Raw genomic sequence first — 23,274 nt, forward strand, 5'->3', positions numbered from 1 at the left:
GCCCGAAGGCACCTTTTTTGCGTTCCCCATGGCCATCAAGAAATCCGAGCTGTATTCCTCCCTCTGGGCCTCGTGCGACGAGCTGCGCGGCGGCATGGACGCCAGCCAGTACAAGGACTACGTGCTGGTCCTGCTGTTCATCAAGTACATCAGCGACAAATTCGCCGGCCAGCCCTTCGCACCAATCCAGATTCCCGCTGGCGCCAGCTTTGCCGACATGGTGGCCCTCAAGGGCAAGTCCGACATTGGCGACCAGATCAACAAGCACATCCTGCAGCCGCTGGAGAAAGCCAACAAGATCCGTCTCAAGGCCGACTTCAACGACACCGCCCTGCTCGGCCAGGGCAAGGAAATGGTCGACAAGCTGGGCAACCTGATCGCCATCTTCGAAAACCCGGCGCTCGATTTCTCCAAGAACCGGGCCGACGGTGACGACATCCTGGGCGACGCGTACGAATACCTCATGCGCCACTTCGCCACCGAGAGCGGCAAGAGCAAAGGCCAGTTCTACACGCCCGCCGAAGTCAGCCGCATCCTCGCGCAGGTCATTGGCATCCACCAGGCCAAGACCACGCCCGACACCACCGTGTACGACCCGACCTGCGGGTCCGGATCGCTGCTTTTGAAAGTGGCCGACGCCGCGCCCACCCCGGTCACGCTGTACGGGCAAGAGATGGACGAGGCCACCAGCGGCCTGGCGCAGATGAACATGGTGCTGCACAACAACGCCAGCGCCCTCATCACCCAGGGAAACACCCTGGCCAACCCCAAGCACCTCGACGGCGCCGCGCTCAAAACCTTCGACTACGTGGTCGCGAACCCACCGTTTTCAGACAAGCGCTGGAGCACCGGCCTCACGCCCGACAACGACAAGTTCGAGCGCTTCAAGGGCTTTGGCATCCCGCCCACCAAACAGGGCGACTACGCCTACCTGCTGCACATCATCCGCTCGCTCAAGCCCCAGGGCAAAGCCGCCTGCATCCTGCCGCACGGCGTGCTGTTCCGGGGCAATGCCGAGGCCGAGATCCGCAAGAACCTCGTTCGCCGCGGGCTCATCAAAGGCATCATCGGCCTGCCGGCCAACCTGTTCTTTGGCACCGGCATCCCGGCCTGCATCGTCGTCATCGACAAGCAGGACGCGCAGGCCCGGCGCGGCATCTTCATGGTGGACGCCAGCGCCGCCTTCATGAAAGACGGCTCCAAGAACCGCCTGCGCGAGCAAGACATCCACCGCATCGTGGACGCCTACAGCAAGCAGGACGGCAGCGACCCGAGCTACGCGCGCCTCGTGCCCCTGGCCGAGATCGAAAAGAACGACTTCAACCTCAACCTGCCGCGCTACCTGCAAAGCCGCCAGACCGAGGACCGGCAAGACATTGAAGGCCACCTGCGCGGCGGCATTCCCCAGGCCGATGTGGACGCCCTGCAAGGCTACTGGGCCACCTGCCCGCAGCTGCGCGCCGCCCTCTTCGCACCGCTGCGCCCCGGCTACCTGGCCCTGGCGGTGGACAAAGCCGCCATCCAGACCAGCATCCACCAGCACCCCGAGTTCGTGGCCTACACCCAGCGCATGGCCGCGCACTTTGACGCCTGGCGCAGCCGCACCAGCCAGCGCCTGAAGAAGCTCAAGCCCGGCTTCAAGCCCAAGGCCTTGATCGTGGAACTGGCCGAAGACCTGCTGGCGCACTACCAGGGCCAACCGCTGCTCAATGCCTACGACGTGTACCAGCGCCTCATGGACCTGTGGGCTAGCACCTGGCAGGACGACGCCTACCTGCTGGCAACCGACGGATGGAAAGCCGAGACCTACCGCGTGATCGTGACCAAGAAGGGCAAGGACGGTAAACCCGGCAAACAGATCGACAAGGGCTGGGCCTGCGACCTGGTGCCCAAGCACACGCTCGTGGCGCGGTACTACGACAAGCAGAAGGCACTCTTTCTGACCATGACAGCCGGCATCGAGACCCGCGCGGCCATGCTCGCCGAACTCGAAGAAGACCATGCGGGTCTGGACGGCGCCTTCAGCGAGCTGGACAAGATCAACAAGACCGAAGTGGCGGCCCTGCTCAAGAAGATCAAACACGACAAGGAATCCGCAGACGATGCCGAGGTGCTACAGCAGTGGCTCGATCTCAAGGAAGAAGAGACCCAACTCAAGAAGAAGCTCGAAGAGCTCGAAGCCTTGGTGGACCGGCAAGCCTACGAACACTACCCCCGCCTGAAAGAAGCCGAGATCAAGACGCTGGTGGTGGACGACAAATGGCTCAGCGCGCTGGATGCCGCTGTGCGCGGCGAGCTGGACCGCATCACCCAACGCCTGACGCATCGGGTGAAAGAGCTGGCGGATCGATATGAGGCGCCCTTGCCCGCCGTGGCGAAACGCGTTGAAGACCTGCAGTCGTTGGTGGACGGACACCTTGCGCGGATGGGTTTCGCATGGAACTGAACGAGCCCAGTGCGAAGTACCTCGTGCAAGGGGGACTTCAACAAACAGAGATCGGACCCATACCGTTGGACTGGCAGGTTGAGCCGCTGGCCAAAGTCGCGGAAATTCGTTCGGGCATCGCCAAGAACGTCAATGCAGTGATTGCGGATGCTATCGAGGTGCCTTACCTCAGGGTGGCGAACGTGCAGGACGGCTACCTGGACCTTCAAGAGATCAGCACCATTCGGATCAACCGCGAATACCTTCGCCGGTATTCCGTGTTGCCTTTCGACGTCTTGATGAACGAAGGCGGTGACATCGACAAACTCGGCCGCGGGGCACTCTGGCGGGGTCAGATTCAACCCTGTGTTCACCAGAACCATGTGTTCGTGGTCCGATGCAAGCCTGCCCTGGCACCACAGTTTCTGAGTGCCTGGTCTGCGTCGCCGCCTGCCCGCCGGTATTTCCTTTTTGCCGGGAAACAGACTACCAACCTCGCCTCCATCAACAAGACGTCCTTGGGGCAGTTGCCCGTTGCGATGCCTCGGCTGCGAGAAGAACAGGAGCGCATTGCTCAGGCCCTGGCCGACGCGGACGCTCTGATTGCATCGCTGGAGCAACTGCTGTCCAAGAAGCGCCAGATCAAGCAAGGCGCGATGCAGGAGCTGCTCACCGGCCAGCGACGTTTGCCAGGGTTCATTGACGATTGGGTGCCAGGCGTTTTAGGCGATGCACTGGGTGAATTGGTGGCTGGAGTGAGCGTGAACTCCGAAGCAAATGGCACGACCGAAGGTGCTCCATCGGTCCTCAAGACATCTGCCATCTGCGATGGTCAATTTGATCCCACGGAGTGCAAGGCCATTGCCAAGGCGGATGTCGGTCGCGCGCAAACGACCCCACGTAAGGACAGCCTGCTGGTCAGCAGAATGAACACGCCTGACCTTGTTGGTGAAGTCGGCTATGTGGATGCGGACTACCCGCTTCTGTTTCTGCCTGACCGGGTCTGGATGGCTCAGGCCAAACATGGCAGCCATGTCAACATGCGCTGGCTCGTCAGTTTGCTCAGCAGTGCTCCCTACAAACAACGCATCAGAGACACCGCGACCGGCACCAGCGGGAGCATGAAGAACATTTCGAAAGCTGCGCTTCGTTCACTGCCTGTTCATTTTCCTTGTGGCGAGGAGCAAACCGCCATCGCCTCCGTCCTGTCCGACATGGATGCTGAGATCACCGCCCTCGAAGCCCGCCTGACCAAAGCGCGCCAGCTCAAACAAGGCATGGCCCAGGCGCTGCTGACCGGGCGCATCCGGCTGGTGTGAGGCCGCCGGACACTCTTTTATTGACTTTTATTTTGATTTCGATAAATTATCAAAGTCAACATAAAACGGGATAAACATGATCGCCTACCCCCGCACCGCCCTGGCCGACGAGCTGGTGCACCAGCTCCAGGGCAAGACCGCCTTTGGCGACGCCCAGAACGGCCTGTTTCTGGCCGCGCCCCGGCGCACCGGCAAAACCACCTTCCTGCGTGGTGACCTGTGCCCGGCGCTGGAGAAGGCGGGCGTGGTGGTGGTGTACGTGGACCTGTGGGCCGACGCCACGCGCGACCCCGGCGTGTTGATTGCCGACGCCATTGGCCGCGCCTTGCAGCCGCACCTGGGCGTGATCGCCCGCGCGGCCAAGAAAACCGGGCTGAACAAGGTGAGCCTGGCCGGCTGGCTGGACGTGGACACCAGCCGGATCGGCAAGCTGGACGGGCTGACGCTGGTGGACGCCTTGCGTGCCCTGCACGAAACCGCAGGCAAACCGGTGGCGCTGGTGATTGACGAAGCCCAGCACGCGCTGACCAGCGAAGCGGGCGAGGCCGCCATGACGGCGCTGAAGTCGGCCCGCGACCAGCTGAACCGGCCCGGCTTGGTGAACCTGATGCTGGTGATGTCGGGCTCGGACCGCGACAAGCTGCTGCGCCTGGTGAACACCAACGGTTCGCCCTTCTATGGCTCGCAGATCAAGACCATGCCCGCGCTGGGGCAGGACTTCATGGCGCACATCGTGCAGCTGATCGAGGCGCAGCGCCCGGAGCTGGCCCCGGTGGACCAGGCCACGCTGCAGGCCGCGTTTGAAGGCTTTGGCAGCCGGCCGCAGTTCTTCATGGAAGCGCTGGGCCAGGTGCTCAGCCCGCTGGCGGCGCTGACGGGCCGCTTTGAGCCCGCCATGCTGCAGGCCGCCGCGCAGCGCCAGCAGGACGACGAAGGTCAGATGGAGTCGGACTACCTGGGCCTGAAGCCGCTGGAACAGGCGGTGCTGTGGCGCATGCTGGAGCAAGGCCCCCGCTTCCGGCCCTACGACGCCGAGGCGCTGCGCTTCTACCGCGAGAAGACCGGGCGCGACAAGGCGGTGACGCCGCAGCAGGCGCAAAACGCGCTGGAGTCGCTGCGCCAGCGCATGCCGGCGCTGGTGTGGAAATCGGCCCGGGGTGAATACGCGGTGGAAGACGCGGCCATGCACCGCTGGTACGAAACCCGGGCAGCGGCCGGCACCTGGCCCCCTCTGAGCCGGCAAGGCAACCTGCTGCCAGACACCGAGTAGCCCGCCACGCCAACGCATTGACCCCCAACCGACGACACAAAAATCAGGGAGCCCGTCGTGAACGATGTCAGCAAACCGGAGCGCGCCACCCAACACCGGGTGGTGCAGCTGCTGTGCAAAGAACTGGGTTACCGCAACCTGGGCGACTGGACGGATCGCCCAAATAACGCTCCGATTGAAGAAACCCTGCTCACCGCCTTCTGGCAGACCAAGGGTTACACACCCGAGCAGATGAGCCGGGCACTGAACACGCTGCGCAGCGAGGCCGCCAACCCCACCCGCACGCTGTACGGCAACAACCAGGCGGTGTACAGCCTGCTGCGCTACGGCGTGCCAGTGAAAACCAGCGCGGGCGAACAGGCCGAGACGGTGCACCTGGTGGACTGGGAGCACCCCGAAGCCAATGACTTTGCGGTGGCCGAAGAAGTGACGCTGAACGGCGGCCTGGAGCGCCGACCCGACGTCGTGCTGTACCTGAACGGGCTGGCCGTGGGCGTGCTGGAGCTGAAGAACAGCCGGGTGAGCATTGGCCACGGCATCCGCCAGAACCTGTCCAACCAACTACCCGAGTTCAACGAGGGCTTCTTTGCCACGGTGCAGCTGGTGATGGCGGGCAACGACAGCGAGGGCCTGCAGTACGGCACCATTGCCACACAAGAAAAGTACTTCCTGAAGTGGAAAGAAGACGAGGCCGACAACGCAGGTTACAAGCTCGACAAGTACCTGCGCAAGCTGTGCAGCAAGCCGCGGCTGCTGGAGATCGTGCACGACTTCGTGCTGTTCGACGCCGGCATCAAGAAGCTGCCACGGGTGCACCAGTACTTTGGCATCAAGGCGGCGCAGGCGCATGTGTTGAGGCGCCAGGGCGGCATCATCTGGCACACGCAGGGCGCGGGCAAAAGCATCTTGATGGTGCTGCTGGCGCGCTGGATTCTGGAGAACCTGCCGCAGGCGCGCGTGCTGATCGTGACCGACCGGGACGAGCTGGACGAGCAGATCGAGCGCGTGCTGGGCGACGCGGGCGAAACGGTGTACCGCACCGACAGCGGCAAGGACCTGATGCGCCAGCTGGCCCTGCCCTCGCCCCGGCTGATGTGTTCGCTGGTGCACAAGTTTGGCGGCCAGGCGCGCGGCAAGAGTGAGGCGGAGTTCGAGCAGTTCATCAAGGACGTGCAGGCTGCACCCAGCGCCACCTACGGCGAGCTGTTTGTGTTTGTGGACGAGTGCCACCGCACGCAGAGCGGCCGGCTGAACCGGGTGATGAAGGCGCTGATGCCCAACGCGGTGTTCATTGGCTTCACCGGCACCCCACTGCTCAAGGAAGACAAGGCCACCAGCCAGGAGGTGTTTGGCGGCTACATCCACACCTACAAGTTCGCCGAAGCGGTGGAAGACAAGGTGGTGCTGGACCTGGTGTACGAGGCGCGCGACATTGACCAGCGGCTGGGCTCGACCGACCAGATCGACCAGTGGTTTGCCGCCAAGACCAAGGGCCTGAACGACTGGCAGCGCGACGAACTGAAGAAGCAATGGGGCACCATGCAGAAGGTGCTGAGTTCCCGCTCGCGCATGGACCGGGTGGTGGCCGACATCGTGTTCGACTTCGCGACCAAGCGCCGCCTGTCCAACGGGCGCGGCAACGCCATGCTGGTGGCGGCCAGCATCTACGAGGCCTGCAAGTATTTCGAACTGCTGCAGAAGACGCCGTTCAAGGGGCGCTGCGCCATCGTCACGTCGTACAACCCGCTGACCAGCCACATCACGCTGGAAGAAACAGGCGCCCACACCGAGAGCGACAAGCAGGTCATCTACAACACCTACACCGAGCTGCTCAAGGACGTGGTGGCCGATCCCCACAAAACCAAGACAGAAACCTACGAGCAGCAGGCCAAAGAACGCTTCATCAAGGAGCCGGCCAATATGCAACTGCTGGTGGTGGTGGACAAGTTGCTGACCGGCTTTGACGCCCCACCCTGCACCTACCTCTACATCGACAAGTCGATGCAGGACCATGGCCTGTTCCAGGCCATCTGCCGCACCAACCGGCTGGACGGTGACGACAAGGACTTTGGCTACATCGTGGACTACAAAGACCTGTTCAAACGGGTGGAGAAAGCGATCGCGGTTTACACCTCGGAGCTGGACACCAGCGCGGGCGGCAGCGACCCGCAGGTGATGCTCAAGGACCGGCTGGACCTGGCCCGTGAGCGGCTGGATGCGGCGTTCGAGGCCCTGCACCTGCTCTGCCAACCGGTGTTACCACCGCAGGGCGACCTGGACCACATCCACTACTTCTGCGGCAACACCGAGATCCCTTCGGACCTGCAGGAGCGGGAACCACAACGTGTGGCGATGTACAAGGCCGTGGTATCCCTGATCCGCGCCTGGGCCAACGCGGCCGACGAACTGGAGGGCGCTGGCTACTCGCCCCAGGATGTGGACCGCATGAAGGCGCAGCTGAAGCACTACCTGGACCTGCGCGACCTGGTGCGACAAGCAGCGGGCGAAACGCTGGACCTCAAGGCCTACGAGGCCGACATGCGCCACCTGATCGACACCTACATCGAAGCCTCGGCACCGCGCAAGATTTCGCCGTTTGACGACATCGGCCTGCTGGACCTGATCGTCAAGACCGGCATTGCAGAGGCCATCGCCAACAAGCTGGCGAACGTCAAGGACAACCACGAGGCCGTGGCCGAGAGCATCGAGAACAACGTCCGCAGCAAGCTCATCAAGGAGCAGTTGACCGATCCGGCGTTCTTTGAGCGCATGTCGGCCCTGCTGGACGAGATCATCCGGCTGCGCAAGCAGAAAGCCATCGAGTACGAGGAATATCTGCAGCGCATCGCCACCCTGACCCGACAGGTCATGAGCGGCAAGACGGACGACACCCCGAAACAGCTGAACACCCCGGGCCGCCTGGCGCTGTACAACAACCTCAAGGCCTGGGTGACCACCAACACGGCCGGTCAGCCACACGCACCCTATGGCGGCAACGACGCTACGGTGGCCATGGTGATGGCGCTGGACGCGTCTATCAAGGAACACCGACCTGACGGCTGGCGCGGCGTGACGGCCCGGGAGCAACTCGTCAAACAGGCGATCTACAACGTGATCAAAGACATCGACGCGGTGAACCGCATCTACCCCATCGTGTTCGCCCACAAGGAATACTGATGGCGGTGCACATCGAGCTGGGTGACATACAGGCCGAGGTGATCCGCAAGGACATCAAGCACCTGCACCTGAGCGTGTTGCCGCCCATGGGACGTGTGCGCATTTCAGCGCCGCAACACATGAAGCTGGACACCATCCGCGTGTTCGCGATTTCGCGGTTGGCCTGGATCAAGACCGAGCAGCACAAGATGCAGGCGCAGCCACGCGAGGCGCCACGCCAGTTTTTGACGCGCGAGAGCCACTACGTCTGGGGCCAGCGCTGCCTGCTGACCAGACACGAGCATGAGGGTGCGCCCAAGGTGGAACTGAACCGCAACCGCCTGGGCATGTGGGTTCGGCCCGGAACGGACGAAGCACGGTGCCAGGAACTGCTGGACGGCTGGTACCGCGATCAGATTCGGGCGACGGTGCCCGCCTTGATCGCCAACTGGTCAGCGGTGCTGGGCGTGAAGGTCGACAAAGTGTTTGTCCAACGCATGAAGACCCGCTGGGGCAGCTGCAACCCGACGGCTGCCGCGATACGCCTGAACACCGAGCTGGCCAAGAAGCCCGCAGAGTGCCTTGAGTACATCGTGGTGCACGAGCTAACCCACCTGCTCGAACCCACCCACGGCCCACGATTTGTGCAACTGATGGACCACTTTTTGCCGCACTGGCAGCAGCGGCGGGAACTGCTGAATGCGTTGCCGGTTCGGCATCATGAGTGGGGGTATTGATACCCCGGACTGTGTGTTGTTTGACTGGGGTATTGCCCGCCACTGAAGTTGAAAATCTCAGATTGATGTTCAGCTTTGCAGGGCGGGACCTGTCATTGGGCAAAGCAGTGCCAACGTCCGCATCAAGCCTTAGCCGCCGTTGGCCGTAGGCAGGCACATCGCCCTCGAGAAGTCACTTGGCTTCTACCCCACTCAGCATCACGGGATACGCCACCAGAACGTCGAGCAGTAGATCTCCATGTCGCTCATCGACGTCCACAAGCGACGCTCCCACATGTTGGTTCCGCTTGAAAACTTCACTTCATCATTCATGCTGTCGTAGACCGCCTTTGTGATCCAAGTAGCCTTTTCGGACAGGCTCGTAAGCTTTGCCGCATAGTTGGCGGCACGGCCAATCCAAACAAGGTCACTGTCACCTCGCACCCCGATGCGAGCAGTCCGAAGCTGCGTGGAATCGACTCCGACGACGTGCTTCAGCGTGAACTCCTTCAACGGATATTGCGCCTTCATCGCAGGCCGGATGATCTCGCATACCGCGTAGTTGATCTTCAGTGCTGCACGAACGGCCGAGGTGTTCTTTGTGCCGCCAGTAAACACGGCCATGACGCGGTCGCCGTCATACGCAGTGATTCCGCCGCCTTCGCTTCGAATCACCTGCGCGGCGCAGCGCAGGTAGGTCTTGTAGATCTCGGCACTGAAAGTCCAATCGTACGAATCAACCATGTTGGTTGAGCCGTCAAGGTCGGCGTACAGGACCGTCGCCCTCTCAAGGTCCTTCGCATGGTTAGCGTTCAGACGCAGATCTTCCGGCGCCGGAACACTGTCTGTCTTCTGAACCTCCCATTGCGTTGCGAAGGTCTTCTTTACCTCGGCGGCGAGATCGTCCTTTAGTCCCATAGCCACTATTCACTTGTTGTTTAGAAGAGTAGTGATCGCTGGGAACCAAGGGAGCACTGAGAGGAACGACCACCACATACTCTTCCTGACCCAGGCGAACTTGTCGCATGCAATTTGGGCGTTTCGATGAATCTGAGCTGCCCAGTCTTCGAGAAGGTCCGCGTCGGTTGCCTTCTTGAAGTTTTCGATGTACTCGGCATCTGCGCAGGGTCCGACGCGACCGAAGAACAGCAGCGACCGTGCAGGACCCGTGACACGCGGAAGCACTGCCATGGCTGCGCAAAACAATCCGACTCCAAGGCAGACCGTGGCAACAACTGTGAAGAGCCAATCCCAGTGTGTCCGTACAGCGCCACCTGCCGCACTGAAGGCTGCCCCGAGACCACCAAGCATCGCTGTGTCAATTGCCACGATCACACCCACCTTGACCTCCGCTGCGGCGATCCAGGCGAGGTTCCGTTCAAGCACCCATTGCGCAGTTTGCAGCCGCTCCGTTTCCGCACTCATGTGTTCACCTCCATAGGGGCATTCTCGTCCAAGTATGCAGACCGCCTATTCATGCCGAGTTGGTCAATCTCCGCGGGTGAGAGCGGTTTTCCATCTGTTAACCAGACGATGATCGCAGTCAAGCGTGAGCGGTCACGGGTAGGCTCTTCGTCTTCAGTGGGCTCCAGCACCAGTTCGTGCTGCACCACACTCGCCGGCTGCAACTCCAGCAGCATGACCCAGGCCTTGATGAAGTCGTAGCCCGGCTGGCACTTCCGCCGCATGCCGACCGCTGCGGCGTTCGTCAGCGCCGGCGTGTCGTCGGTGGGCCGCCGCAGCGGCACCACAACGCTGCGCGAGCACTGCGGTCCATCGCAACGCCTTGCTGCGGGGTTGGCGCGATCACCGGCGCGTTCATTTCTCGCCCAGGATGGTTTTGCGGACCCCCAGCTCGCGAAGGCGGCGCTTGATTTGATAGATCACCGGGCCAAGCGCGGTCGAGGGCTCCTCGCCCGGCTTTGGCTGGGCATAGGCAAGTGGCGTCAGGCCCTTGAAGTCCGAGGGCAGCTTCAAGTCTTCGCCACGAGGCACCAGAAGCAACGTCCGAGCTCTCCCCAGACGGGACATGAAGAAGCCCAGCTCGAAGATCACGTTGTCGCGAGGCGTGGATTGGGTGCGCTCCCTGCAACGAACTAAGTCGTCGGGTTGTGCGATCGCGATGCCCAGATCGGACTCGTTGACGCCACGCTCGAGCGCCTCAATCGGGTAGCCGCCAGGCGGGAAGATGTGGTCGTCACTCCAAATTTCGACAACAGCATCCTCGTGCTGCAATCCTGCGCGGATGCACTCGGCGATGTCGAGAGCTTCAGCCGAGCAAATGAAGAACACTCGCGGCCTGGCATTGGGCTTGTTGATGAACCTATTGCGTTGCTCGAGTCGCCCGGACAGATCGATCGCTAGCAATCGCCAAATTCGGGGCTGCTTCTCGGCGATCGCGTCGAGATCCAGATGCGAGATCTTCAAGGCGACTGTCGGCTCGTCGGCCTGGATGGTGGCCGCGCGCGTGATCTCCGGGTTGATCGCCGACATCTCGCCGACTGAGACGTTTTTTTCGCGCGGATAGAGCCGGACGCCCTTGACGATAACCTGAGCCTTGCCCGCCAGGAGGAAGAACATATCGCGATCGGTGTCGCCCTCCTCGATCAAGTTCTGTCCCGGCGCGAATTCCAGCAGCTCGCCGACATCGGCAATGGCCTCCGCCACCGCAGTGTCGCCCTGCACGATCTTCTGCGCCCGCAGCGCCTCCACAAGCGCAGCCCTGTTCCCGAATCTCTGCTTCAAGCTCATGCGATCTTCCTTGTTTTTCCGCGCGCCTCGCGCTTCCAAGCCGATGCTCCCAGGGCTCTCCCCCATTCGCTCGACGGTGGCCGCAACTCGCGCGGCCCCTCCGTCGACAGACCCACGCGAAGAGGCGCCAAGCCTCGACGAAACGCATGCGCGCTGCCTTCTAGCGAGCCGGAGCGACCCAGCTTCATCACGAGCAACGCCAAGAACATGGCCCGTTGGCTCGGCTCTTCGACCAGGCGCTGCATCTGCCGGAGATCGGGCAAACTGGGCATGGCGGGGAAGCTTGGATGGGAATGCCATTCGCCCAAATAGTTGTAACGCTCGTAGTCGCGGCCAGATCGCTCCTGGAATCGGCGAACAAAAAGGCCATGCCGCGGCGAACTGCGGGTGAAGCTCGCGAACGAGCCGTCGCGCTGGACGGAGAGGTCGAGCACCAGAAAGTGCCCATCGCCAAGATTCTCAGCTGCGAGCACGCCTCCGATCTCATCCGAGCCGGCGCGCGCCAGTTCGCGGCGTAGTTTGGCGACGCACTGATCGCTGACGATGATCTCGATCATGCGTAGGCCCGCAGCACGGTCAGCGCAAACGTTGTCGCCGGGTCGAAATTGCCGACCGCGACCGGCGCCACCTCAGCCTCCGTGAGCCGAACCAACGGGATCCCGAAGGTGGAGAACGGCTCGCCAAAAATCCACTCGGCCCGCAGACCAATCATGTAGGCAGAGCTCGGGTAATCGGAATGCTGCGGCTTGGTCAACAAGTCGATCGCGAGGCGCGCGAGGTGGCCCGAGATGATGGACACGTCGGCGTCGTCAGCGATCATTGGCGGGCCGTCGCCCTGCTCGGCGCCGTAGTCAACGGCTGCGGCTGGTGGGGCCGGCGGGAAGTCCGGATTCGAGCACCAGACGTCGATCTGCTCGCGCACCGAGTGCGGGTCGGGATCGATGCCAGGTCGGCTTCGCGCGATGTAGCCCCCGTAGCCGCCCGCGAGCACTCGACCCCAAACTATCGGGATGCGCGCGCTCTCTGCGACTGCGGCGGCATAGTTGAAGCACATATCGCTGCCGCTGGTGTCCACGATCAAGTCGAAGCCCGACATATCGTCAAGCGCCTGCTGCAATGTCTTGGCGGCCATTTGCCCGCCGAGCCGTTGCAAACGCGTTCTGGCCTTGACCGACGGATGCACCAAGGCGAGCCGCTCGGCGAGCGCCTCGGCCTTGTGGGCGCCGACGGCGCGCCAGTCCAAGTCGTTGCGGACCAAGTTGCCGTCGCGCACGATGTCATCGTCAACGATCAGAAACTCCCGCGCTCCCGATCGCGCCAGACTCATGGCCACTTTGGACCCCATGGATCCGGCGCCCAGCACAACGATCCTCGCGCCGGCGAGGACCCCGTGGCGTTCGGGCAGTCTGGCGCTCTGGTCAGTGGTAGGCATGCCGCACTTGAATATCTTTTCGGTATCCGCTGTGAGGTGCAGCGCCTGGACGGAGTCGGGGAAGACCGCCAGCAGGATCTTCCGGCCGGCCAGGGGCTCGGGGCTGAATGCCCGCCACAACGCGGCCGCCCCCTCCGAACCCGCTGAACGCACGAGGTCCGCGCGAGGGTCGCCGGTGGGCAACGACACCGCAAACCCCTCGTAATAGCCTTCCTCCCTCAGCGGCGCCGGGATGCTCGGGTCAAGCCAAGCTTCCGCCCCCGCGGGCGTCAGCTTCACCGCTGTCCAGACCATGCAGTTTTCGAAAGTTGAGCAGCGGAACCGCGCGGGGCAACCGTCTCCCCTCTCCCTCACTTTGGCGATTAGCGTCGGGGTGACGACCACCCGGAAGAAGTGCCGCCTCATGGTCTGGCCTTCGGTAAATGCGTGGGCGGAGGGAACCCTCCCCCGGCGGCTGTCCGCGTCGACCGTGCCCTCAGTGGACAACAGCTCCTGGGCGCTGCGGAGCATGTCGGCGGCGGTGTAGCGAGGCCGCCAGTTATCCGCCCTGATTTGCAGGCAGAGCTCGCCGCCTGCGCCCCACTGGTGTCCGGACCACAGCTGTTCGGGATCGCGAGGGAGGAGCATCGGCGGCGCATGAGGGAACACATGCGGATAGACGAGCCAGCCCATGCGCAGCGCGCCACCCGCCTGGAAGTCGATTTCCAGCCGGAGCGAGCCATCGCCCGGGACGATCTGCCACTGCGCTCGCTTGATCCAGCCCTCCTCGCACAGTGCTTCCACGGCCGCCATCTCGACGTCGAGCCGGTCGAGGCGCCGCAAGAACCACATCAGGAGAAGCCGGGCGGGATTTTCGAAGGGCTCGCTGCGGCGGCTGGGAAGCCAAACCCAGCGGCCACTGCGGCGGCGCCAGCCGCGCTGGGCGAACGCAGGGGAGAGGCGGCAGGACGCGACGCCGACTTCGCCGCGTTGTCGGCCTGCGCCAAGGCCTGGGCGGCTGCGTCGTAGTCGAAGTCCGAGCGGCGGCGGCCGACGCCAAAGAGATCTTTGAAACCCTGGGGGGCGAACTGGTTCAACGTCGGACCGACTGCGGTTTGGCGCCCGTTGCAACGAAGCTGCTCCCCCTCGGCGCGGAGCACCGAACGGCTGATGCAGCACCGGACCATCTCGCCCTTAATGCCGAGGCGGGTCACCGCCACGGGGCCGTGCTCAGCCCCGATCGCCAGACCGAGATCGCTGGCGTCCACGCCTTCGTCGGCCAACAAATCCAGCGCCAAGGCGAAGCTGCTGCGCATGGCCGCCGCGCAGAGCATGGCGTTCTTCGCCGTCTCCCCGTCGTCGGTAGTCTGGGCGGTGCCCTCGATCAGGATGCCGTGGATGCAGTCGCCGATGAACCGAATTTTGCAGCCCGCGAAGTCGTCGCGCAGCACGCACTCGAGTTCGGCCCGCAACACGTGCAAAACGCGTACCACGTCCTTTGCCGTCTCGTCGTCGTCGATCCGGTCGGAGACGTAGCGGGTGAAGTTGTCGATGTCGGCGTAGACCGAGGAGCACTCCTGCCGGCGCGAGTTTTTCGGAGAGAGCACCTCTAGATCCAGCGTCTGGAATGGCGGGGTGTGCCGGTAGAACTCGATGGCCCCGATCGGCTGCTTGGCCAGGTCGTCCTGCCAATCCTTGTAGATCTCGTCGGCGTTCACCGGGAGCATGGCCTTGTCTTTTGCCGTCTGGACCTGCTCGCTGGTCAGCGCCGTGGCGTTCTCGTCGACGACAGCCTGCCAGTTGGCTACTGCCCGCGCCGTGTTTGTCATGTAAATGCCGGTCTTGGTCCCGCCGCCGGCGCGCTTCGCAGCCAGATTCGCAGGCCTGCCCAGAAACAACGGCTCGCGAGAGCCGCGCCGCCCGTTGTTGACCGCGAGCGCCTTGCCGGAGTCGACACCTACTCGGACCTTGGCCGGCGGCAGAGGATCGTCGCCATCCTCGCCAGTGCGCGCCAGGACATCGCAGATCAGCTGTGCGGTCGCGACCGCCTTATGCACGCGAGCGGCCTCGTCGCCATAGGGCTTGGCGAACACCGCGTGCAGCCGCTGGTTGTGGAAGTCGACCTCGATGGCTTCGACCTCCAACAAGATGTTCCTCACCGCGCGGTAATGCAGGTTCAGGAAACGGAGGGTGCGCCGGTGGGCAACTACGCCTTCGTAGTCGGTCACCCCCAACATCTCGTCCATGTTCAGGATGTCCACATACACGTGGACGCCGTCGACGCGGTAGGCGGTCCCGACCGGGAGCCCGGTCAGGTCCGTCTCCTTGACGTATTCCTTGATCTTGATGGTCTCCACTTCAGCGAGACGCTTCTTGATCCGGCCTTCGGCAGTCGCCTTGTTCCAAGTACGCTTGGCCATGAGGCCTCCTTCCTGCTGACATCCGCGGCGCGCGTCGCGAACGCTTTTCACACACCTAACACTATATCTAGTGTCTCGACGAAGACATTACCACCATATGTAGTGTGCTGTGATTATACACAGTGTCGTGGCGCCGTCGCGCGTGCACGCAGCGGCCCACCCCATCCATGTGCGGCAGCCCAAATGCAAATCTAGGGGTTGAGGTTCGGTCGCGTCGTCTGTCCGGTGTTTCACCGTACTAGTTCCGGGATCGGCGAAATGCTGCACCCCACACGCCTTGAATGACTGAATTGGGTTGGCAGTGCCAGTTCGCGTGGAGCGAAACCGGTCCTTCCTTGCAGGCGTCCTGACCCTCACCAGCGGGTGCCGGGCCTTCGAGTCGAAGCAGCCGTAGGAACCGTTGATCGTCGAATGACCGCAAGTGTCCAGCGCTGCCATTCGACCTGCGGGGGCGAGTGGCTGAGATCAGCCTGCAGCGGGTCTTCAATGAGTGCATGAACGAGCTTCATGGATCTCGCCCGATTGGCTTAGCGGGGCTCTTTATGGCTGTGATCCAGGTACAGCGCCGCCGATTCGGGCGCTCAACTTCCGGTCGAGCGCCCGAGAGACCTTAAAGGGAGGCGTCCTTGATCTTCTTCAGGGGGCGAACCTTCACACGCACGCTGGCGGGTTTGGCTGCGAATTCGCGCTCTACCTTGGTGAAGGGGTCGATGCCACGGCGCTTCTTCTTCGCGGGGATCGCCTGCGCGGTGATCTTGAGCAAGCCTGGCAGCGTGAATTCGCCCAGGCCCTTTTTGCTCATGGATGCCACGATGGTCGCTTCCAACGCTGCCAACACCGCCTTAGCGGCCTTCGGCTCAACACCGGCGATCTCAGCCAGGTGAACCTGGAGCGTGGTCTTGTTGAAGACCGTCTTGATCGGTTTCAGGGGCGCCACGCTTGCAACTGGCTTTCTGGTGGTCACAGCGGCCTTGGGTGCTGCGACTGCCTTTTTCGCAACGGGTGCTGCCTTCTTCGCAGCGATGGTTTTCTTTGCAGTTGCCATTGGTGTATCCACTTTCGATTGATGAAAATGCGCATAGCGCGCAGCACAATTGTAGAAACCCTGAGCGAGCACGCGACCAGGATGAAGCAATCTGGGGCGGCCGCTCGCCGACGCTAGCGGCGAACCTGCAAACTCAACACGGGTATGGGATGCTGCGTATCCTTGCCAACTTCATGCATGCCTTTCTGCGGATTCCAAGACGAAGTCGCCTCCTGAATGAACATGGCAATCGATCCAGCCAGCCTCACGTCCCTGGCATCGAGTGATCCCGCGAGGGCTTGCCCAATGTGTAGCCAGCCCTTCAAGGCTTCTGCCCTGCTGGTGCGAGCCCTGTCCCCAGAACGGGTAGTGGATCGAGGTTTATTCAATCGCCCATCCTCAATGGCCTTCAACCGCCAGAGATCCGGGTGGCTCACGTTCCGGCCACGGGTGGCCTGCCGGGTGGCTTCGGCTTCAACCCCGTATTCGCGCAGCTTCTCGGCAAAGGTCTCGCGCCATCGTTGCAGGTCGGCCTTGCGCGGGTTAAGGCGCCTGCCGCTCATTGACTCAGCCCGCACGCTGATGTGCACATGCGGGTTGGCCTGGTGGTCGTGCAGCACCATCACGTACTTGTGGTCAGCCAGCTCGTTCTGAGCGAATTCCCGCGCTGCCCGCTGGACGATCAGCGGGTCGGTGCCCCGGGGCATGGACAGCATGATGTTGAAGGCCTCGCGCCGGTAGCCTTCATCGCCGATCAGACTGCCTCCATAGCGCCAGTCTTCTCCCAGCTCGTGCACAGCCGATTTGCCGCGCACCGTGTCGCCTTGTTCGGTCTCGATGTCGAGCCGGCCGTTTTTGCTGATGTAGCGGAAGTGGGCGGCAATGGCCAACATGCCTCGCCCTCCTCCGGTGACCTTGACCATGACTTGGGGTGCCCGCTTCACCACGGTGGCTTCAATGCGCTTGCGGATGACGTCTGCGCGCAGATGCATGCTTCCATCACCCAGCCTGGGCTGCGGCTTGACCTTGACCACCCGGTTGCCCGGGTAGAACAGGCGATCACCCCACTGAATGAGCACCCCATCGATGTTCGGCGCTTGGCTCATGGCGTTCTCCTGAAAGTCACCGGTTGGCCCGGTGGGTGGTTTCGGCGGATAACCCACGCGGGCGTAGATCGGCCATCAGGGCCGCCGCCTGGGTGAGATGGCGATGGATGTCGCCGTCCAGCGTGTCGAGCATGTCGCGGTAGACCAGCGCCTTTTGCACGTTGTTCTGGGTCAGCAGGCGCGTGAGGGCGTGGATGCTGCGGCTGAGGCTGGAGAGCTGCGCATTGGACGTGGTGAGCGCAGAGAGCATCTCGGTGCGGTTTGCGCCCGTGGTCAACGCGGGGATGCCAGCGACGAGCCCTGCGAGGTAGGCGCCGCGCGACAGACCTGCTGCGCGCGAACCGGCTGCCAGTTTCTCCGCCTCAGAGGTTGTCAATCTGATTGACAACTTGATCTGGGACTGGCGCGACGCGCCGATGCTCTCGGAACCTGTGATCGGCGGTGGAAGCGATTGAGCCTGCCCAAGTTCGCGGGCCACAGCCCGACGAACCAGCACCGACACGCTCTCACGCCGAGCCTGTGCATGGGCCACCAGCGCGGCCTTCAGACCGCGCATATCGACCGTGACAAAGTCAGAGTTGTGGGTGTTCATGGGCCAACCGAAAGGTGCAAACGTGAGCGAAGCGAGTCGTTTGTGAAACCGGCGGCGTGCCGCCTATCCTGCACTCAACCATGCACCTATGCTCTCCGAGGATCGACCGATCCGAGGCGCTGGATTCACCCCAAAATCCAGCACAACCCGGGCAAGCTCCCGCCCACCAGGTTGTCAAACCGTTTGACAACCGGTGAGGCAAGGGACCGCGATCAGAGGGAGATTTGCAGCAGGTCGATGGCGTCAAAGCCAGGGCTCCTGCTGCTGGGAGAACGTCGAACTTCTGGTGTTGTGACCGAGTGAGTTGTCAAACCGTTTGACAACTCACTTCGCCGACCAGCCCACGAGGGTCAGCTGACTGGCCAGTACCGCTTGCACCGAGCCTCCACTTTCGGGAGTCACGTAGACCTGTCCATCTTGGGGTGGCGCTTGCAGTGTGTTCACCACGACAACCCCACCGTCCAGACTGGCCATGAGCCTCAGTGGTGCTGGCCGAGGCGCACGGGGCACAGGTTCTGGGGCAACAGGAGGTGATGGGTGCCCCTTCACAGACTGGCCCTGGTCTGCGCCCTGCCCCAGACTGGCTTCCATGGATTCGATCAGTGCCGACGTTCCACGCCGAATGCTGCCCGAGCCTTCCGTGAGGTCGGTTCGCAGCGCAGCGACGCTCTCACGGGTGATGGCGTCCCGATCCGATGCCCAGGCCTCGACGTACTGGGGATGCTGACCCGCCAGTTTGCGCAGGTCGTACAACTCGGCCAGGCCCCTACATCTCCCGTCACGGTAGGCGGCCAGCAACCAGTCCGGCGGATCGATCAACGCCGTCGCCAGCGTCACGTACTGCCGGCTCTTGCCAATGGCCCTTGCGATGTCGGCCTGCGTCTGTCCCTGGTTCAGCGCCCGCTGCACGAACAGCGCAATCTCCAGCGGGCTCAGGCCCTTGCGCTGTTCGTTCTCGATGAACTGGTCCACGCTGTTGGCGGTCTGGTCCACAAAGGCGGGTATCTCGGACAGTCCGACCCGCTTGCAGGCCCGAAAGCGACGGGCGCCGAAGTTGAGCATCCAGCGCCCGGGCTGGGTGGGGTGTGCGCGCACCGAGACCGGCTGGCGCACGCCTCGCTCCCGGATGGTTTCGGCCAGTTCGTCCAGACTTTGCTCGTCGAACTCCTGGCGAGGTTGATCCGGGTCTTCGTCGATGGTGTCCAGCGGAATCCGCAAGGGAGTTCCGCCCTCGCCTCCGGTCGGCGGCAGCAGGTCGAGACTATCCAGCGACAGGGCCATGGTCCGCTCCATTAATGGGGGTGATGGGGGTTGTCTGTGTCGGCACTCCATCCAGCACAGCCTTGGCGATCACGACCATGGCCACCTCGATCTCGCGCCAGGCGTCTCGCGCGGCGGTCTTCTTCATCTCCCACAGCACCAGACCTTCCGCCTGCGCTTCGGCCACGGCCGAGCGGCGCGGCATGGACGCGTACTGCCCCGGTTTGGGACCGTAGGGGATCAGGATGGGGTGGAACTTCTGCACCAGTTGCAGGAAGTTCTCCCGCTGAAACGGGTTGGCCTCCACCATCACCGGGAGCAAGCCGATCAGGTGCAGCTTCGGGTTGAGCATCGACGTGATCTTTCGCACCCCCACCCGAGGGTGGTTGAGCAGTGCATGCACGCCGTCCAGGGCTTCCTGGTTGAGCTGGATCGGCGAGAGTACGAAATCGGCCGAGACCAGCGCCGCGATCATGCGGATGTCCGGGTTGGGGTTGGTGTCGATGAGGCAGACATCGAACCTAGCGTCCATGGCCTTCAGGAAGCCTCGCAGGTGGTTCGCGAAATCGTTGTGCAAGCTGGGCTGGCGCTCCAGGCCAGACAGGTCCCGGTCGGCGGGCACAAGGACAAAGTCCGCCGCCGGTATGACCGGGTTCGCCTGCGTTAGCAAGGCGCTGGCCGGGACTTCGGCCACGGCCACGCGCTGGGACTTGCGCAACGGGTCGGAGAAATTGCCCTGGTGGTCCAGGTCGATGGCCAGCACGCGGCAGCCGAGTTTGCGGAAGTAGTGGGCCAGCAAGGTGGCGACGGCGGATTTGCCGACGCCACCCTTCTGGTTGGCGAGCACAAGGGTCTTCATGGGGGTTCCTCCGGCGCGACCGACAAGGGAAGTCGAGGCGGAGGACGTTTCCCGGGCGCCGCGCTCGATGCGCCAGCGGCCGGGATCGCGCGAGCCGGCGCCGGCCGGCGAGCGCGTTTTGGAATTTCACGCGCACGCACCGTCCGATGATGGGTGCGACGCGGTCCTGTCTCAGCGCTGGATTCAGGGTTGAATCCAGCGCCGGACCTCATCAAACTTTGAGCTTGCGCATCTCTTCAGCCAGCACCCACAGCGCGCGGTTCAGGCTCACGCTGCGGTCGATGCTGCCCACCGGGCGGGTGTGCAGGCGCCGACCCTTGGCACCGCGCCCGGGCTGACCACCACGCAAGGCGTTCTCCTGCACCCGCTGAAACGTGGTCCACAGGCTGTTGCCGAAGTCTTCCGGTCGGCGGGCTTCGATCAGCTGTTCGGCGGTCACCGGGGCCGGTGGTTCACCCTCCCCTCGTTCACCGTAGCGCAGCGCCAGGGCGGCGGTGGCAAAGGCCTGCTGCTCCTCACGCTGCAGCGGCAGGGCCTTCATGCTGTCGGTGGAGGCGTCCACCGCCTCGAAGTCCTCCAGCACCCGGAACGCGCCTTCGATCACCTCGTCCTGGATGTTGCCCTTGTGGGGGATGCGGATGTCGTTGGTGACGTCGCCCACCACCAGACCATTGCAGCAAACGAATCTGAAAACGCCCGCGAGCATCTGGTAACTGCTGGCGCCGTCGTGGCTGTTGATCAGGATGATTTCGTTGGCCTCGGGCCGGGTGTTCACCTGCCCGGCGTGGCGCATGCGGATCATGTGCTTGGTGAACTCGGTCTTGCCTTCGATGCGGCTCTTGCTCTGGGCCACCATGAAGGGCTCGAAGCCCTCGCTGCGCAGGCCGCGCAGCACGTCGATGGTGGGGATGTAGGTGTAGCGTTCGGAACGGCTGCCGTGTTTGCCCTCGGCAAAGATGGACGGCGCGGCCCGGCGCATCTGGTCTTCAGCCAGCGGGGTTTCGCTGCGGATCACAAACGTGTTCTGACCAAAGCGGGCGGCCAGACGAGGGGAATGGGCGGTAGAGATCATGGTGATGCTCCTGGTTCGGTGAATGGGAGAAGAAACGGGATGAACACCGGGCGGCCGAACCGCCCGGCTTGCGGGGTCAGGCGTGCGCCGGTTGGCGCTCGTTGCGGGCCTTGCGGCTGCTGTTGGTTGCGCTGGGGGCGGCTGGGGGTGGTTCACCTGCGCCATCGCGTGCGCGGCGGGCTTCGCCTTCGGCCTTGCTGTCGAGGTAGTCGATTTCGTCCACGGTGAACGCCAGCCCGTAGACCTCCACCCCGTCGTTGTCCTGGTAGTTGTTGTTGCGCACGCGCCCGACGATGTTCACGTGCGAACCCTTGCCCAGGTATTCGGCCGCGTGTTCGGCTTGCTTGGCCCACAGCGTCCACTGGATCGCGGTGGCTTCTTCGGACCGCTCTTCGCCGCTGCCCCGGCGGCTGTTGCTGATGGCGGTCAGCACCGCCTTGGCGACCTTGCCTTCGCGCCCGTTGACGAATTCGAGCTTGACGGCGGATGCCAGGTGCGCGTGGCGCTGGATGACTTGAACGTTGGCCATGATGGAACTCCTTGCAAGAGCGATCAGCCGGACCCCGATCCGGGTTCCTCAAAGCTGATCCTCTCGCTCGGACTCCCTCGCTCCCGCCCACGGGCGGGCGGGGGGTGGGCAAGGCCCCTTCCCTCGGGAAGGGGTGGGGGATGGGGAAACCTTGCAGCACGAAACAGTGAGCCAGTCACCTGGCCCACCGCTGAAAGATCCCCCCACAAGTCCCCCTCACCTGTGGATGGGGGCGCCGTGGGGGGATGACGGTGGGCCCATTGGCGCACGCGCTGCCCCGGCCTCTTCGGGCGACCAGCACAGCGCAGGCGACCGGGTGAACTGAGCAGTGGCGTCTCTGCGGACGGCGTGACACCAAGCGCAGCGACTGGCGCGGCGTTCGAGCCGCTGCGATCACTTCAGGGGTTCAGGACTCCGGTATTTCCAGCGGCCCGGCTTCGGGTTTGGCGGGTGACCGGGGGGACGATCTGGCGGGCGGGATGGGAACACAGCGCAGCGGCGGGAGCGGACCGAACGTCAGTTCGTCCAGCGGGCGCGTTCCCGCACAGCGGGAAGGAAACCAGACCGCGATCCCTGGGCACGGGACAGGGCCGCTGCTCCCTGTGCTGCCGGTGAACACCGGCCATGCTCCGCCCTCCCCTGTGCCCGCGCACAGCGCGCTGTTCAACAACAAAAAATTGGGGCCGATGGCCCCTGGGGTTACACGAGACCCAACTCGGCCATCGAATTCACCGAGTCGCCCGCCACGATGAAGTGGTCGAGCACCCGCACATCGACCAGTGCTGCCGCCTGCTTGAGCGTCTGCGTCAGATATTCGTCGGCACGCGAAGGACGCGCCGCGCCGCTGGGATGGTTGTGCACCAGGACCAGGGCGCAGCTGTTCCGAAGCAGCGCATCGCGCACCACCTCGCGCGGGTAAACCGAGGTCTGACTCACCGTGCCCCGAAACATCTCGACGTAATCCAGCACGCGGTTCTGCGAGTCCAGGTGCACCACGGCAAACACCTCATGCGGCAGGCTGCCCAGCCGGGCGCGCAGGAAGTCCTTGACCACAGCGGGTGAGTCCATCAAGTCGCTGCCGCGCACCTGGGCGGCCAGCAACTGCTGCGCCGCCAGCAGCACCTCGTCGGCCTCGGCCGGACGGTACTGCCCGGTCACATCGCGGATGAGCAAGCCGCCCGAACCAGCGGGCACCGACAGGAAGGAATCGAGGGAAGAGAACAGATCGTGCTGCATGACCAACTCCGGTGATCGGGCGGGATTGCCCGAGACCGGAACCGGCACACCGCAGCGCAGCGGTCACAGGTTCGAAGACGGCCGAACGGCCGCCAGCGCCCACAGGGCGCGCAGACCTTGACGGCGAG

20 protein-coding genes are annotated in these 23,274 nt (G+C 63.5%); 5 read left to right on the plus strand and 15 right to left on the minus strand.

Going from position 1 to position 23,274, the window contains the following annotated elements; translation table 11 throughout:
• Positions 1-28: 28 nt before the first annotated feature.
• The 5 genes from HPF_RS14010 (at position 29) to HPF_RS14030 (ending at position 8,907) form a co-directional block, all read left to right on the plus strand.
• Complete coding sequence (locus tag HPF_RS14010; protein WP_133156928.1) at positions 29-2,446, plus strand: type I restriction-modification system subunit M; 2,418 nt, start codon at positions 29-31, stop codon at positions 2,444-2,446.
• A complete protein-coding gene (locus tag HPF_RS14015) occupies positions 2,437-3,744 on the plus strand; it encodes a restriction endonuclease subunit S (RefSeq protein WP_133156929.1) in 1,308 nt (435 codons plus the stop codon). The genes HPF_RS14010 and HPF_RS14015 overlap by 10 nt, the downstream gene beginning before the upstream one ends.
• Before the next feature lie 76 nt (positions 3,745-3,820).
• Positions 3,821-5,014 carry an ATP-binding protein gene (locus HPF_RS14020; protein WP_133156930.1) on the plus strand — a complete coding sequence of 398 codons (1,194 nt, stop codon included), beginning with the start codon at positions 3,821-3,823 and terminating at the stop codon, positions 5,012-5,014.
• A gap of 57 nt (positions 5,015-5,071) precedes the next feature.
• Positions 5,072-8,191, plus strand: a complete 3,120-nt coding sequence (locus tag HPF_RS14025; protein WP_133156931.1) for a type I restriction endonuclease subunit R — start codon at positions 5,072-5,074, stop codon at positions 8,189-8,191.
• Complete coding sequence (locus tag HPF_RS14030) at positions 8,191-8,907, plus strand: M48 family metallopeptidase (protein ID WP_133156932.1); 717 nt, start codon at positions 8,191-8,193, stop codon at positions 8,905-8,907. The genes HPF_RS14025 and HPF_RS14030 overlap by 1 nt, the downstream gene beginning before the upstream one ends.
• A gap of 198 nt (positions 8,908-9,105) precedes the next feature.
• On the opposite strand, the gene HPF_RS14035 is transcribed toward HPF_RS14030, so the two are convergent.
• The 15 genes from HPF_RS14035 to HPF_RS14105 form a co-directional block, all read right to left on the minus strand.
• Positions 9,106-9,804 (minus strand): adenylate/guanylate cyclase domain-containing protein, encoded by a 699-nt coding sequence (locus HPF_RS14035; RefSeq protein WP_133156933.1) that lies wholly within the window; start codon positions 9,802-9,804, stop codon positions 9,106-9,108.
• A 9-nt stretch (positions 9,805-9,813) separates the two neighbouring features.
• On the minus strand, positions 9,814-10,311 hold the full coding sequence (locus HPF_RS14040) for a Pycsar system effector family protein (RefSeq protein ID WP_133156934.1): 498 nt from the start codon (positions 10,309-10,311) through the stop codon (positions 9,814-9,816).
• A complete protein-coding gene (locus HPF_RS14045; RefSeq protein WP_133156935.1) occupies positions 10,308-10,634 on the minus strand; it encodes a hypothetical protein in 327 nt (108 codons plus the stop codon). The genes HPF_RS14040 and HPF_RS14045 overlap by 4 nt, the downstream gene beginning before the upstream one ends.
• A 70-nt stretch (positions 10,635-10,704) precedes the next feature.
• Positions 10,705-11,637 (minus strand): TIR domain-containing protein, encoded by a 933-nt coding sequence (locus tag HPF_RS14050; RefSeq protein ID WP_165961706.1) that lies wholly within the window; start codon positions 11,635-11,637, stop codon positions 10,705-10,707.
• On the minus strand, positions 11,634-12,194 hold the full coding sequence (locus HPF_RS14055) for a Mov34/MPN/PAD-1 family protein (RefSeq protein ID WP_133156937.1): 561 nt from the start codon (positions 12,192-12,194) through the stop codon (positions 11,634-11,636). The genes HPF_RS14050 and HPF_RS14055 overlap by 4 nt, the downstream gene beginning before the upstream one ends.
• Positions 12,191-13,891: a ThiF family adenylyltransferase gene (locus tag HPF_RS14060; RefSeq protein WP_165961707.1), complete on the minus strand. Its 1,701-nt coding sequence runs from the start codon at positions 13,889-13,891 to the stop codon at positions 12,191-12,193. Before HPF_RS14060 ends, HPF_RS14055 begins: the two co-directional genes overlap by 4 nt.
• 8 nt (positions 13,892-13,899) lie before the next feature.
• Positions 13,900-15,468: a nucleotidyl cyclase domain-containing protein gene (locus tag HPF_RS14065; protein WP_133156939.1), complete on the minus strand. Its 1,569-nt coding sequence runs from the start codon at positions 15,466-15,468 to the stop codon at positions 13,900-13,902.
• A gap of 610 nt (positions 15,469-16,078) precedes the next feature.
• Complete coding sequence (locus HPF_RS14070; RefSeq protein WP_133158122.1) at positions 16,079-16,513, minus strand: HU family DNA-binding protein; 435 nt, start codon at positions 16,511-16,513, stop codon at positions 16,079-16,081.
• A 113-nt stretch (positions 16,514-16,626) separates the two neighbouring features.
• Complete coding sequence (locus tag HPF_RS14075) at positions 16,627-17,598, minus strand: relaxase/mobilization nuclease domain-containing protein (protein WP_133156940.1); 972 nt, start codon at positions 17,596-17,598, stop codon at positions 16,627-16,629.
• A 16-nt stretch (positions 17,599-17,614) separates the two neighbouring features.
• A complete protein-coding gene (locus HPF_RS14080; protein ID WP_133156941.1) occupies positions 17,615-18,190 on the minus strand; it encodes a hypothetical protein in 576 nt (191 codons plus the stop codon).
• Between the two features lie 324 nt (positions 18,191-18,514).
• Positions 18,515-19,471, minus strand: a complete 957-nt coding sequence (locus HPF_RS14085) for a ParB/RepB/Spo0J family partition protein (RefSeq protein WP_133156942.1) — start codon at positions 19,469-19,471, stop codon at positions 18,515-18,517.
• The gene (locus HPF_RS14090; RefSeq protein WP_133156943.1) at positions 19,452-20,309 is read right to left on the minus strand and encodes a ParA family protein; all 858 of its coding nucleotides are present in this window, start codon (positions 20,307-20,309) and stop codon (positions 19,452-19,454) included. Before HPF_RS14090 ends, HPF_RS14085 begins: the two co-directional genes overlap by 20 nt.
• Positions 20,310-20,520: 211 nt before the next feature.
• On the minus strand, positions 20,521-21,381 hold the full coding sequence (locus tag HPF_RS14095; protein ID WP_133156944.1) for a DUF932 domain-containing protein: 861 nt from the start codon (positions 21,379-21,381) through the stop codon (positions 20,521-20,523).
• Positions 21,382-21,457: 76 nt separating this feature from the next.
• Positions 21,458-21,910: a single-stranded DNA-binding protein gene (locus HPF_RS14100; protein ID WP_133156945.1), complete on the minus strand. Its 453-nt coding sequence runs from the start codon at positions 21,908-21,910 to the stop codon at positions 21,458-21,460.
• 699 nt (positions 21,911-22,609) lie between these two features.
• Entirely contained in the window at positions 22,610-23,146 is a 537-nt protein-coding gene (locus HPF_RS14105) for a JAB domain-containing protein (protein ID WP_133156946.1), read from the minus strand.
• Positions 23,147-23,274: the final 128 nt, after the last annotated feature.

It is taken from the genome of Hydrogenophaga pseudoflava, from assembly GCF_004353865.1.
GTDB lineage: Bacteria > Pseudomonadota > Gammaproteobacteria > Burkholderiales > Burkholderiaceae_C > Hydrogenophaga > Hydrogenophaga pseudoflava.

Bases quoted from the DNA above. Each gene is read 5' to 3' on its own strand.
- HPF_RS14010 (WP_133156928.1), top strand. From the start codon at position 29: ATGGCCATCAAGAAATCCGAGCTGTATTCCTCCCTCTGGGCCTCGTGC.
- HPF_RS14015 (WP_133156929.1), top strand. From the start codon at position 2,437: ATGGAACTGAACGAGCCCAGTGCGAAGTACCTCGTGCAAGGGGGACTT.
- HPF_RS14020 (WP_133156930.1), top strand. From the start codon at position 3,821: ATGATCGCCTACCCCCGCACCGCCCTGGCCGACGAGCTGGTGCACCAG.
- HPF_RS14030 (WP_133156932.1), top strand. From the start codon at position 8,191: ATGGCGGTGCACATCGAGCTGGGTGACATACAGGCCGAGGTGATCCGC.
- HPF_RS14035 (WP_133156933.1), bottom strand. From the start codon at position 9,804: ATGGGACTAAAGGACGATCTCGCCGCCGAGGTAAAGAAGACCTTCGCA.
- HPF_RS14040 (WP_133156934.1), bottom strand. From the start codon at position 10,311: ATGAGTGCGGAAACGGAGCGGCTGCAAACTGCGCAATGGGTGCTTGAA.
- HPF_RS14050 (WP_165961706.1), bottom strand. From the start codon at position 11,637: ATGAGCTTGAAGCAGAGATTCGGGAACAGGGCTGCGCTTGTGGAGGCG.
- HPF_RS14055 (WP_133156937.1), bottom strand. From the start codon at position 12,194: ATGATCGAGATCATCGTCAGCGATCAGTGCGTCGCCAAACTACGCCGC.
- HPF_RS14065 (WP_133156939.1), bottom strand. From the start codon at position 15,468: ATGGCCAAGCGTACTTGGAACAAGGCGACTGCCGAAGGCCGGATCAAG.
- HPF_RS14070 (WP_133158122.1), bottom strand. From the start codon at position 16,513: ATGGCAACTGCAAAGAAAACCATCGCTGCGAAGAAGGCAGCACCCGTT.
- HPF_RS14075 (WP_133156940.1), bottom strand. From the start codon at position 17,598: ATGAGCCAAGCGCCGAACATCGATGGGGTGCTCATTCAGTGGGGTGAT.
- HPF_RS14080 (WP_133156941.1), bottom strand. From the start codon at position 18,190: ATGAACACCCACAACTCTGACTTTGTCACGGTCGATATGCGCGGTCTG.
- HPF_RS14085 (WP_133156942.1), bottom strand. From the start codon at position 19,471: ATGGCCCTGTCGCTGGATAGTCTCGACCTGCTGCCGCCGACCGGAGGC.
- HPF_RS14090 (WP_133156943.1), bottom strand. From the start codon at position 20,309: ATGAAGACCCTTGTGCTCGCCAACCAGAAGGGTGGCGTCGGCAAATCC.
- HPF_RS14095 (WP_133156944.1), bottom strand. From the start codon at position 21,381: ATGATCTCTACCGCCCATTCCCCTCGTCTGGCCGCCCGCTTTGGTCAG.
- HPF_RS14100 (WP_133156945.1), bottom strand. From the start codon at position 21,910: ATGGCCAACGTTCAAGTCATCCAGCGCCACGCGCACCTGGCATCCGCC.
- HPF_RS14105 (WP_133156946.1), bottom strand. From the start codon at position 23,146: ATGCAGCACGATCTGTTCTCTTCCCTCGATTCCTTCCTGTCGGTGCCC.